Below are 12,901 nucleotides of genomic sequence, written 5' to 3' on the forward strand. Positions count from 1 at the left end.
ATTATTCTGATCTTGAATTATAATACAGAAAAAGTGGAGTGAAAGGGGTCGCCCCTATATGCATGGAGGAGTCAATTTTTATGACTAGAACGCAGAAACCTATAACAGCAGTCCAATACAGCTTGCTTGCTATCCTCGCTATTTTAGGCGCTTTTTCCCTTGGTTACATTGCCCTCAATAGGGGTGAAGCGGTTAACGCAGCATGGATTCTAATTGCAGCTATCTGTGTTTATTTAATCGCTTATCGACTTTATGGGCTCTTTATCTCTAATAGAGTTTTGGGGGCTGATCCGACGCGTATGACGCCAGCTTATCGCCGTAACGATGGGTTGGATTACGTGCCTACCGATAAAAATATTCTCTTTGGTCATCATTTTGCGGCTATTGCTGGAGCAGGCCCTTTAGTTGGGCCTGTTTTGGCGGCCCAAATGGGTTATTTGCCTGGTATGTTGTGGATTTTGGCTGGTTGTGTTTTGGCCGGCGCGGTGCAAGACTTTATGATTTTATTCATTTCAACCCGTAGAGATGGGCGCTCGCTGGGGGAATTAGTACGCGAAGAAATGGGTTCTATTGCCGGCGTGGCAGCGTTAATTGCCTGTTTTATGATTATGATTATCATTCTAGGCGTTTTGGCTATGGTCGTTGTTAAGGCTTTAGCAGGTAGCCCTTGGGGCACTTATACAGTAGCTTTTACCATACCTTTAGCTGTATTTATGGGCGTCTATCTGCGTTATATCCGCCCTGGGCGTATTGGGGAAGTTTCAGTTGTCGGAATTGCTTTGTTAATTTTTGCTGTCGCTAGCGGGAGTTGGATTAAGGAGAGCGCTTATGCATCTTGGTTTGACTTTAAAGCCACAACACTTACATTCCTTATTGTAGTTTATGGTTTTATTGCGGCTGTCTTGCCTGTATGGTTGTTGTTGGCACCTCGAGATTATTTATCAACCTTTTTAAAAATAGGTACAATTATTGGTCTTGCTATTGGCATTGTAATCTTACGTCCCAGCTTGGAAATGCCGGCTTTGACTGAATATATCAATGGTACTGGTCCCGTTTGGGGTGGGGGCCTTTTTCCCTTTTTATTCATTACCATTGCCTGTGGGGCTGTATCTGGTTTTCATGGCCTCATTGCATCGGGCACCACGCCAAAAATGTTGAGCAATGAACGAGAAGCTTGTTTTATAGGCTATGGTGGTATGTTGATGGAATCATTTGTAGCTGTTATGGCTTTGATCGCTGCCTGTGTAATTAATCCTGGGGTCTATTTTGCCATGAATTCTTCTTTGGCTGTTTTAGCGCCAGCAGGAACCGCCGATATAGTACAGTCAGCGGCAACGGTGGTAAATGGTTGGGGCTTTCACATTACACCAGAAATTCTGCACTCTATCGCTCATGATGTGGGTGAAAATTCTATTATTGGTAAATCAGGCGGCGCGCCTACATTAGCGATAGGTATGGCACACATCCTGCATCATGCTTTGGGTGGCTGGTTGAATATGTCTTTTTGGTACCATTTTGCCATTTTATTTGAAGCTTTATTTATTCTCACAGCGGTGGACGCTGGTACCCGTTCAGCGCGTTTCATGTTGCAAGATTTATTGGGTATGATTCACCCTGCTTTACACAAAACAGACAATCTTTTTGCCAATTTTTTGGCTACGGGTTTGGTGGTTTTGTTTTGGGGTTATTTTGTTTATCAGGGAGCAATTGATCCTAATGGAGGGATTTATTCGCTTTGGCCTCTCTTTGGGATAGCTAACCAAATGCTAGCAGCTATGGCGCTTCTTTTGTGCGCAGTTGTCCTCTTCAAAATGAAGCGAGAGCGCTATGCCTGGGTAGCTATCTTGCCGGCCACATGGCTTTTATTTTGCACCTTAATAGCTGGCTGGCAAAAAGTATTTGATGCAAAACTCAGTTTTTTTGTTGCCGCTCAAAACGCTCAAAACGCTCAAATAGCTTTTGGCAACCGTCTTAACGGCTTTTTGACTATTTTCTTTATGTTAGTGGTTGTTTTACTTACGTTAATTGCAATTAAAACAGCCTTTACGGCATTGAAAAACAGCGAGCCTAGCACAAAAGAAACGCCTTACAAGCCTTTCCTAGTTTCTGCTGAATAAACCATTAAATGTAGCGGGGGGGGGCATCATCCTCCGCACAAATTTATATTTAGATATAAAGGGAGATTTTATGTGGAAATATGTATGTCGATTAGGAAAATATCTCGGACAAGCAGCCAAATTAATGGTGGGGCTACCAGATTATGATACCTATGTTCAGCACATGCGCTTAACCCATCCCGACCAAGAGCCTATGAATTATGAAACTTTCTTTAAAGAAAGACAGAATGCGCGTTATGGCGGTAAAGGAGGAGGGCGTTGCTGTTAATTTTAAACAAAAAAAAGCAAGGCTGACGCCTTGCTTTGAAGTGTACGCGTGGTTTCTCCTCAAAGAGGCGGCAGCGATATACGCGCTCCAACCATATCCTCCCACATACTCCGCGTATATATAGTTAATTGCTCTAATAATACGCCCATTTATTTTTTTGTCACTAATAAAAATATTTTAAAATGTCCATCACTATTATAAATTTCTTTTAATAGCAGTGCATCCCTATTAGATTAATACGTGAATAGGTAGCTAAGTAGCTTTGATTTTCTGGGCCTATGGTGTGATTTAAGCAACACGTGATCTGTTTGATTTAGACAATACACTGCCCTTGGTTGGGCGCCTCTCTTCTTGAAGGGGGATGCCTTTGTGTTTATAACGATAGTATCTTGATTCGGCTCTATAAGGATAAATAAATGCGTCTTTCCCGTTATTTTCTTCCCATTTTAAAAGAAAATCCTAAAGAAGCAGAAATTGTTTCACACCGCCTTATGCTGCGAGCGGGAATGATACGCCAGCAAAGTGCAGGTATTTATTCTTGGCTTCCACTTGGTAAGCGTGTGTTGGATAAAATTTGTACTATTATACGGGAAGAGCAAAACCGTGCTGGTGCACATGAAATTCTAATGCCCACTCTGCAATCAGCCGATTTATGGCGCGAAAGCAATCGCTACGATAGTTATGGGCAAGAAATGCTTCGCTTAAAAGATCGTCACGAGCGTGAACTCGTCTATGGTCCTACGAATGAAGAAATGGTCACTGATATTTTTCGGTCTCATGTACGCTCTTATAGAGATCTACCACTTAATCTCTATCATATACAATGGAAATTTAGGGATGAAATTCGCCCCCGCTTTGGAATGATGCGTTCACGTGAATTCCTCATGAAAGATGGCTATTCTTTTGATCTCGATTTTGACGCAGCAAAAAAAGCCTATAATCGGGTCTTTGTTTCTTATTTGCGCACATTTACGCGCTGTGGAATCAAAGCCATTCCTATGCGTGCTGACACAGGCCCTATTGGTGGTAAGCTGAGTCATGAATTTATTGTTCTTGCCGCAACGGGGGAAAGTGAAGTTTTTTGCGATAAAAAATTTCTTAGCCTTCCTACGCCAGCAAGTGATGTGGATTTTGGAGATTCGGCTCTTATGGAAAGCATTGTTAAAAAATGGACAGCCCCCTATGCGGCCACCGAAGAAATGCACAATAAAGATGAATGGGCTAATGTTAAAGCTCAGGAGCAATTGGTAGCGCGCGGTATTGAAGTAGGGCACATTTTTCACTTTGGGACTAAATATTCCGAGCCGATGGGCGCTACCATTATGGGGCCTGATGGGATTGAGCATCCTGTTTCTATGGGGTCTTATGGAATCGGTCCTTCACGTTTAGCTGCTGCGGTAATTGAATCCTCTCATGATGATGCGGGAATTATTTGGCCAAGATCTATCGCTCCCTATGATGTAGGCATTATTAATATTAAGCCAGGTGAGGCGTCTTCTGATAATATGAGTGAGACGCTTTATGAGCGTTTAACTCGCGCTGGTTTTGCCCCGCTTCTTGACGATACAGGTGAACGAGCTGGATCGAAATTCGCTACCATGGATCTCATTGGCTTGCCTACTCAGATAATTATTGGTCCTAAAGGCGCGGTGCGCGGCGAAGTGGAAATCAAAGACCGCAAAACTGGTGCCATCCAAGTGGTAAACCTTGAGAGTGCGATAAACCAATTTATCGCCACAGCATAAAGTAAAAAGGATGAGACAGGCTTCTTTACCGCGCAAAAAATGGGCATCTTATGAATGGATGATTGCCTTGCGTTATATGGTACCCAATCGTAAGCAAATGTTTACATCTGTGGTCTCTATTATTTCGCTCATAGGGATCATGCTAGGGGTTTTTGCGCTTATCGTAGTTATGGCAGTTATGAATGGATTTCGTACTGAATTATTAGATAGAATCCTCGGAGTGAATGGCCATTTAATCATCCAAGCAGGCGAGGGGGACTTCAGTGATTACAAAACGTTGATTCCGCACCTTGATAAGGTGAGTGGGGTAAAATTTGTTCTCCCCGTTGTGGAGGGTCAAGCCTTAGCACAAGGCAAGACGGGCGTGGGGACGGGGGTTCTTGTGCGTGGTATGCGGCTTGAGGATCTTACAAAACTTACAAGCGTTTCATCTAATATCAAAGTTGGTAGTCTTGTGGACTTTGACACCCAAGCCGGTATCGCTATCGGGGCTGGTATAGCGCAAAAATTAGGCCTAGAAGTAGGGGATTATTTGCGAATTATTGCGCCTGAAGGGGATGTTACCCCCTTTGGCGTTAATCCACGAGCCAAAGCCTATCAGGTTAAGGCGATTTTCTCAATCGGTATGTCCGAATATGATTCTATTTTACTTTTTATGCCGTTAAAAGAGGCTCAAGCCTTTTTTAATTTAGGAGGAAAGGTACAATCGCTAGAAGTATTTTTAAATAACCCCGATGAGATAGACGTTATGAAACCGCTGCTTGAAAAGATCATTGGTAGGCCTGTCTATATGATTGATTGGAGGATGCGCAACCAAGCTTTTTTCTCAGCGCTAGAAATTGAACGCAATGTTATGTTTTTAATCTTATCTCTAATTATTCTCGTAGCGGCCCTCAATATTATTTCGGGGTTGATTATGCTTGTTAAAGATAAGACTCATGATATTGCAATTTTGCGTACTATGGGTGCAAAGCGGTGGGCCATTATGCGAATTTTTATGATGTCGGGAATGGTGATAGGATTGATTGGCACTGGCTTTGGCCTTATCCTTGGTATTATAACTTGTTTAAATATTGAACATATCCAAAAATTCTTTTCGTGGTTGTTTGGTGTTGATGTATTCAATCCACAGCTTTATCTTCTCTCGAAACTACCTGCCGAGCTTGATTGGAATCAAACTTTGATGGTGGTTTTGATGGCACTTTCCCTTTCATTCCTTGCTACGCTTATTCCTGCTTGGAGGGCGGCTAAGCTCGACCCTGTTCAAGCGCTGAGGTATGAATGATGCAAGAAGTATTGCGCCTTGCCGATATTGGAAAAAGATTTTGGGACAGTGGTACAGAGCTTATTGTGCTTGATCAAACCAATTTCACCCTGCACCGCGGTGAAATGGTGGCTCTAATCGCGCCCTCAGGAGCAGGGAAATCAACGCTTTTACATATTGCTGGCCTCTTAGAACGGCCCACCAGTGGCGATGTATTCTTACATGGTGTTTCTTGTGCCTCTCGCTCTGATAATGAGCGCACCGCTATTCGTTGCAAGGACATTGGCTTTGTTTACCAATTTCATCACCTTTTGCCAGAATTCAGTGCGCTTGAAAATGTCATGATGCCACAAATGATTGCAGGGCTCAAAAAAGTAATAGCAAAAGAGCGGGCTTTTAAATTACTTACCTATTTGCGTATAGCACATCGGGCTCTACACCGCCCCGCGGAAATGTCAGGTGGAGAGCAACAGCGCGTGGCAATTGCCCGTGCAGTTGCCAATGCACCTTCGGTGCTACTTGCGGATGAACCTACGGGCAATCTTGACCCTACAACGTCTACCTATGTATTTGAGGCTCTATCAGCTTTGGTTAAACAAGCGGGTCTCGCCGCTTTAATTGCCACCCATAATCACAGCTTAGCTAAGCGGATGGATCGGCGTATTACATTGGACGGCGGCAAAATTATCGAACTTCGCTAAGTATGCTCTAATTCTGATTGAAATTATGAGGGCGCCGCTCTATAAATCTTGCCTAAAGGGAGGCTTTGTCCAAGGCCTTGCGCACGGATAGGAAAGAGTATGACAGAATCTCTTATAGATACAGCATCTTTAGATACACGCCGTCGTCGCCTTATCTTTCGGGCTTGGCACCGTGGTATACGTGAAATGGATCTTATCCTTGGACGATATGTTGATACCCATATTCAAATGCTAAATGTGACAGAATTGGATGAACTTGAATATATTATGTCGTTTGAAGATCGTGATCTTTTAGCATGGCTTATGGGAGAGGATACGCCGCCACACGATATTAATACGCCGATTTTCCACGCTTTGCTTGCAACCCATCAGCCTTCCTATTTATAAGCACACCTATGTTACGCGCGCCTGATCCCCTGTTTTTATTTAAAAAAATGCTGCCCTCTTCTAAAGGAGAGATGAAACGTTTTACTTTGAGTGGGGTGGTGGATGGATTTGAAGGTTTTGCTTTAGCAAAATTACAAGCCGAGATCGCCTCTGATAAACCACTTATTTATGTAATGCGCGATGGCCAAAAGATTAGCGATTTACAACAAGTTTTGAGTTTTGTCGCTCCTCAGTTGCCTTTATTACAATTTCCCGCATGGGATTGCTTGCCCTATGATCGTGTATCCCCTAGCCCGGCGATATCAGCCCAGAGAATGGCCACCTTTGCTGCCTTATCGCATTTACGTAAAGCGCCCCACGGGGCGCTTATTCTCACTACTGCTAACGCTCTAATTCAAAAAATGCCGCCTCTATCGGCCATATCAGAGGAGATCATTGCCGCTAAAGTCGGACATCCTCTTAAAATGGAAGCCGTAGCGCATTATTTAGAACGTAATGGTTTTGAGCGTGTTGCTACGGTTCGCGATGTGGGAGAGTTTGCGATACGCGGCGGCCTTATTGATCTTTTTATCCCTGGTGACAAAACGCCCTTGCGGCTTGATTTTTTCGGGAATAACTTGGAAAGTATCCGCGATTTTGATCCTGTAAGCCAGAGAACTTTAGGTCAGCGAGAGAATTTAGTGCTTCAACCTATGAGCGAGGTGACCTTAACACCCGCGCATATCAGTCAATTTCGTCGACAATATATCAAAAACTTTGGTGCAGCTAAGAGCGAAGATACGTTATACGAAGCCATTTCTGAAGGGCGGCGATTTGCAGGACTGGAACACTGGTTGCCGTGTTTTTATGAAGATATGGCTAGTTTTTTTGATCACACTGGCCCCGCGAATATAGTTTTTGAGCACTTAGTAGTAGAATCTTTAAATGAACGATATAAATTAATCGTTGATTATTATGATGCACGAAGCGAGCAAAAAAACTTAAAGACCAGTGTCGGAACCTACCATCCTTTACCTCCTGACTGTCTTTATTTTAAACCAGATATTATCTTGGAAGAATCTTATAAAGCGCCTGTATGGATAGATTTCACTCCTTTTACCGCGCCTGAACGTGAAGGCCAACTTATTGTTGCAACTGGTATCACGAAAACACGAAATTTTTCTATCGAACGGCAAATGGAAGATACAAACGTCTTTTCAAGCGTGGTGGATTATCTGGATCAATTGCGTGCAAAAGGGAAAAAGCTTCTTCTGGCGGGCTGGAGTGAAGGATCCTTGGAGCGCCTACTACAAGTTCTTGAAGATCATGGACTGAAAAAATTTAGCCTTGCGAAAAATTTGCAAACGGTCAAAGCTACCCCACGCGATCGAATATCTGCTGCAGTGCTTAATATTGAACATGGATTTGAAACCAGCGACCTGAGCATTATCGCTGAGCAGGATATTTTAGGCGATCGTCTGATTCGAAGGTCTAAACAGCGCAAAAGAGATGCGGATTTTATTTCTGAAATTAATAGCCTGAATGCAGGTGATATCGTTGTGCATATTAATCATGGTATTGGCCGCTTTGTGGGGCTAAAAACCATTTCCGCAGTAGGGATTGTGCGCGATTGCCTTGAGCTCCACTATGCCGGCGATGACCGTTTGTTTCTGCCGGTAGAAAATATCGAGCTTCTCTCGCGTTATGGAGCGGAAGGCGCGGGCGTTGCATTGGATAAACTGGGGGGTGTGGCTTGGCAAGCGAGAAAAGCTAAGCTTAAAAAGCGCCTTCTTGAAATTGCTGGTCAATTGATCCATATCGCCGCTGAACGTGCTATGCTTACCGCCCCTAGGTTAATCCCGCCAGCGGGGTCTTATGATGAATTTATTGCTCGCTTTCCTTATGAAGAAACCGAGGATCAGTTAAGAGCAATTGATAGCGTACTTGAAGACCTTGCTGCCGGTAAGCCTATGGATCGTTTGATTTGTGGCGATGTAGGGTTTGGTAAGACTGAGGTGGCAATAAGAGCCGCTTTTGTGGCCGCTTTTTCTGGTTACCAAGTCGCAGTGGTTGTTCCCACTACTCTGTTAGCCCGTCAACATTATAAAACTTTTAGTGCTCGTTTCCAAGGCTTACCCGTTAAAATAGGACAAGCTTCACGCCTTGTAAATGCAGCTACGCTTAATGCCACTAAAGAAGGGGTGGCGGATGGAACGCTTGATATTGTGATTGGCACGCATGCTTTACTAACAAATTCCGTTCAGTTCGCTCGACTGGGTTTGTTGATCATTGATGAAGAACAGCATTTTGGCGTTAAACATAAAGAGCGGCTCAAAGAATTAAAAAGTGATGTCCATGTGCTGACACTTTCTGCAACGCCTATCCCGCGAACTTTACAATTAGCACTGACAGGGGTGCGTGAATTGTCGCTTATAACGACCCCACCTGTTGATCGCATGGCGGTGCGTACTTTTATTGCGCCTTTTGATCCGCTAGTTGTGCGAGAAACTCTTTTGCGCGAACATTACCGCGGTGGACAAAGCTTCTATGTATGCCCACGTATTTCTGACTTGAGTGAAATTGGCGAATTTCTTGCTACTGAAGTGCCAGAGTTAAAGGTTGCTACCGCTCATGGGAAAATGCTCCCTACCCAACTTGATGATATCATGAATGCTTTTTATGAAGGCAAATATGATGTTTTATTATCGACCACTATTGTCGAATCGGGTCTTGATATACCTACCGCTAATACAATGATCATTCATCGTGCTGATATGTTTGGTTTAGCGGCACTTTACCAGCTGCGTGGCCGCGTGGGTCGTTCTAAACAGCGGGCTTATGCCCTTTTTACTCTACCAGCAAATAGAATCTTAAATCGAGTTGCTGATCGGCGTTTGAAAGTTATGCAATCGCTTGATACGCTTGGCGCTGGTTTTCAATTAGCTAGCCATGATATGGATATAAGAGGAGCAGGTAATTTTTTAGGTGAAGAACAGTCAGGTCATATTAAGGAAGTAGGTTTTTCTCTTTATCAGCAAATGCTTGAGGAGGCTGTAGCTGAACGCCGGGGTATGCTTGAAGCTGATGATGGCCATTGGTCGCCGCAAATTTCGGTAGCGAGTGTGGTAATGATCCCTGAAACTTATATACCAGATTTACCTTTGCGTATGGGGCTTTACCGTCGTTTAAGTACACTTGAGACTTTTTCTGAGATTGACGCCTTTGGAGCTGAGCTAGTTGATCGCTTTGGCCCATTACCATCTGAGATAAAAAACCTGTTAAAAGTTATTTATATCAAAGCACTATGCAAAAAATCTAATGTAGAAAAGCTAGACGCAGGACCTAAAGCTGTGGTCATTCAATTTCGCGACAATAAATTTGCTAATAGCACTGGTCTTTTGCACTGGCTTGCCGAGCAGGGGTCAATGGCTAAGATCCGTCCAGATCAAAGCATTGCTTTTATACGCGATTGGCCAGAACCTGAGCAGCGTTTGAATGGCGCCGCTGCCTTGATGACTAATTTAGCTAAATTGGCTGACAGCGCCGCTTTATAAGACATAATTTCATAGACAACAGTCTTAAGATACGTTGACAAAGCACTTACTTGATATGTAAAGCTACCTATGCGCTTCATATTAGATAAAGGTAAAGCAATGGCAGAACGCATCCCACCTATCCAGGATCTCTTTTTGAATGCCGTCCGTAAACAAAGAAGTCCTTTAACTATTTTTCTTGTTAATGGTGTCAAATTGACGGGGGTTGTTACATCCTTTGACAATTTTTGCGTTCTTTTAAGACGCGATGGCCATTCTCAATTAGTTTATAAGCATGCAATATCCACCATTATGCCTAGTCAGCCTCTACCGAAACTAACCGGAGAAGAAGCTGAATAGACTTAGTTATTACATCCTTTCCATTCCCCATTAGCCCATACAGAGAAAAATCATAACCTCGAAAACGATTCTTATTATCCCCACTTTTTCTGAACGCTTATCAAAACGAGAAGGAGCAGAAAATTTTGTTCCGCGTAACGATGAGGCGCGTTTAGAAGAAGCGCTTGGGCTCGCTAGAGCTATTCATTTGGAAGTTGTTTATTCAGAGATTGTTTTTGTTTCTGAGCCGCGTCCTGCTACGCTTCTAGGTAAAGGTAAGGTGGAGGGGTTGGATTTGGTGATTAAAGATCAATATGCCGATCTTGCGATTATTGATTCTTCTCTTACTCCTGTGCAGCAGCGAAACCTTGAAAAGGCGTGGGGGGTAAAGGTAATTGATCGTACGGCTTTGATTTTAGAAATTTTTGGAGAGCGGGCGCGAACAAAAGAAGGTGTTTTACAGGTTGAATTGGCTCATCTCACGTATCAGAAAGGGCGGCTTGTCCGTAGTTGGACCCACCTTGAACGACAGCGTAGCGGGGGCAGTTTTTTAGGGGGTCCAGGAGAGACACAAATTGAAGCCGACCGGCGTATTTTAGAAGAAAAAATCTTGCGTATAAAGCGCGAATTAAAAACAGTTGTTAAAACTCGTTACCTCCACCGCGCCAAGCGCAAAAAAGTTCCCCATCCGGTTGTAGCTCTCGTAGGCTATACCAATGCAGGTAAATCAACTTTATTTAACGCGTTAAGCGGAGCATCAGTTTTGGCCAAAGATATGCTTTTTGCTACTCTTGACCCAACATTACGCAAAATCATTCTTCCTCATGGACAAACGGTCATCTTATCCGATACAGTGGGGTTTATTTCAAATCTTCCCACCCATTTAATTGCTGCTTTTCGTGCCACTCTTGAAGAAGTCGTTGAAGCTGATCTGATTATTCATGTCCGCGATATGGCTGACTCTGATCACGTGGCTCATGCTCAAGATGTTACAGCTATTTTATCACGATTGGGCATCACGGTTGACGACCCGACTCGCCTGATTGAAGTGTGGAATAAGGTCGATCTCTTAGATCAGGAAACCCTCGCTATGTTAGAGCGCTCTGCTGCGCTGATAACGCCATCGCCAACGCTTATGTCGGCTACAAAAGATACAGATCTTAAGCCTTTATTGCAGGCGATAGAAGAGCGCCTCTCTGGGAAAATATCTACCCTAAAAATAAAGTTAACGCCTCATGAGATGCCTCTTTTAAATTGGCTTTATAAAAATAGCGCAATTCTATCACAGAAAAACGACGAGGAAGGGAATATATATTTGTGTGTAGAAATAACAAAAGTTGGAAAAGACCAATTCCAATATTTGTACAACCAAAAAATATAGGAAAAAGTAAGTTGATTAACGACTTTTGTTGGTGTCATTCACCTAGCGGTCAAAGCCAGCATCTGGTTTGGAGCCCGTATTACACCATAATTATCAGCGCTATCTTGTTTAGAAGTAAATTTTTAGCATAAGGTTCATTTATGATTATAAAATTTTTGCCAGATAAGCTTTTGTGCTTTCTTATTCTCGCTGTTATTGCTGCAAGTATTGCTCCTATTTCTGGAGCGCTGGAAGTATGGTTTTCTTTAGCAACAAAACTTATGATAGCATTATTGTTTTTTTTTCAGGGAGCAAAGTTGCCAAGACAAGCCGTAGTAGCCGGCATGTTGCATTGGCGCTTACATACAGTAGTTTTTATAGTGACCTTTATTATATTCCCGCTTTTCGGTATTTTTATCGGACTGGCAATACCAAATTTAAAAGAGTCTCCATTTTATATGGGCATTCTCTATCTTTGTGTCCTGCCTTCAACCATACAATCATCAAGCGCCTTTACCTCAATTGCAGGTGGTAACGTTCCTGCTGCTATTGTATCTGCTTCTATCTCCAATCTTTTAGGGCTTGTTATCACACCTTTGTGGGTTTTTATCCTTTTCAATACCGCTCAAGGTTCTACTTTTTTGTCGACAGGGACGATAAAGTCTATATTTTTTCAGCTTTTTTTACCCTTTTTGATAGGTCAAATTATGCAAAGGCGCGTCGGTGGCTTTATCAAAAAGCACCAATCTTGGACAGCCTCTATTAACCTTATCGCAATAATAATGGTGGTTTATCTATCATTTTGCCAAGCAATGAATGGAGGTCTCTGGCGGCAGATCAGCTGGCATGACCTTAGCATAGTTATTTTTGTGGACATTGGTCTTCTTGCTCTTATCGTAACACTGAATTGGTGGGGCGCAAAGCTTTTGCGTTTTAACCGATCAGATCGTATTGCCATTACTTTTTGCGGTTCAAAAAAAAGCCTTGGCGGTGGCGTATCTATGGCAAACATTTTGTTTTCTGGCATAGATACCATCGGTACAATTATTATACCAGTGATGTTTTTTTACCAAATACAGCTCATGGTATGTAGCGTTATTGCTCGCGCTCTATCTAAAGGTATCCCACCCGATGCAGAATAAGCCGATGTTTTTCGAAAGCTTTGATATGAGTTTGGTTTGCGCTATGAAGGGGCTAGCCATTAAGCT

At 43.1% G+C, this 12,901-nt stretch carries 10 protein-coding genes; all 10 read left to right on the plus strand.

Going from position 1 to position 12,901, the window contains the following annotated elements:
* The first annotated feature begins 80 nt into the window (after positions 1-80).
* The 10 genes from ACK28X_RS01695 (at position 81) to ACK28X_RS01740 (ending at position 12,835) form a co-directional block, all read left to right on the plus strand.
* A complete protein-coding gene (locus ACK28X_RS01695; protein WP_412057968.1) occupies positions 81-2,117 on the plus strand; it encodes a carbon starvation CstA family protein in 2,037 nt (678 codons plus the stop codon).
* Between the two features lie 70 nt (positions 2,118-2,187).
* Complete coding sequence (locus tag ACK28X_RS01700; RefSeq protein ID WP_412057969.1) at positions 2,188-2,385, plus strand: YbdD/YjiX family protein; 198 nt, start codon at positions 2,188-2,190, stop codon at positions 2,383-2,385.
* Between the two features lie 416 nt (positions 2,386-2,801).
* A complete protein-coding gene (gene proS, locus ACK28X_RS01705) occupies positions 2,802-4,130 on the plus strand; it encodes a proline--tRNA ligase (protein ID WP_412057970.1) in 1,329 nt (442 codons plus the stop codon).
* 10 nt (positions 4,131-4,140) lie between these two features.
* On the plus strand, positions 4,141-5,415 hold the full coding sequence (locus ACK28X_RS01710) for a lipoprotein-releasing ABC transporter permease subunit (RefSeq protein ID WP_412057971.1): 1,275 nt from the start codon (positions 4,141-4,143) through the stop codon (positions 5,413-5,415).
* Positions 5,415-6,095: an ABC transporter ATP-binding protein gene (locus ACK28X_RS01715; protein WP_412058260.1), complete on the plus strand. Its 681-nt coding sequence runs from the start codon at positions 5,415-5,417 to the stop codon at positions 6,093-6,095. The genes ACK28X_RS01710 and ACK28X_RS01715 overlap by 1 nt, the downstream gene beginning before the upstream one ends.
* 99 nt (positions 6,096-6,194) lie before the next feature.
* On the plus strand, positions 6,195-6,482 hold the full coding sequence (locus tag ACK28X_RS01720) for a succinate dehydrogenase assembly factor 2 (RefSeq protein WP_412057972.1): 288 nt from the start codon (positions 6,195-6,197) through the stop codon (positions 6,480-6,482).
* A 71-nt stretch (positions 6,483-6,553) separates the two neighbouring features.
* A complete protein-coding gene (gene mfd, locus ACK28X_RS01725) occupies positions 6,554-10,015 on the plus strand; it encodes a transcription-repair coupling factor (protein WP_412057973.1) in 3,462 nt (1,153 codons plus the stop codon).
* A 99-nt stretch (positions 10,016-10,114) separates the two neighbouring features.
* Positions 10,115-10,354, plus strand: a complete 240-nt coding sequence (gene hfq / locus ACK28X_RS01730) for an RNA chaperone Hfq (RefSeq protein ID WP_412057974.1) — start codon at positions 10,115-10,117, stop codon at positions 10,352-10,354.
* A 37-nt stretch (positions 10,355-10,391) separates the two neighbouring features.
* On the plus strand, positions 10,392-11,714 hold the full coding sequence (gene hflX / locus ACK28X_RS01735; RefSeq protein ID WP_412058261.1) for a GTPase HflX: 1,323 nt from the start codon (positions 10,392-10,394) through the stop codon (positions 11,712-11,714).
* Between the two features lie 146 nt (positions 11,715-11,860).
* Complete coding sequence (locus ACK28X_RS01740) at positions 11,861-12,835, plus strand: bile acid:sodium symporter family protein (RefSeq protein WP_412058262.1); 975 nt, start codon at positions 11,861-11,863, stop codon at positions 12,833-12,835.
* The last annotated feature ends 66 nt before the right edge of the window (positions 12,836-12,901 follow it).

The organism is Bartonella sp. DGB2 (assembly GCF_046843095.1).
In the GTDB taxonomy this organism is placed as follows: Bacteria; Pseudomonadota; Alphaproteobacteria; order Rhizobiales; family Rhizobiaceae; genus Bartonella.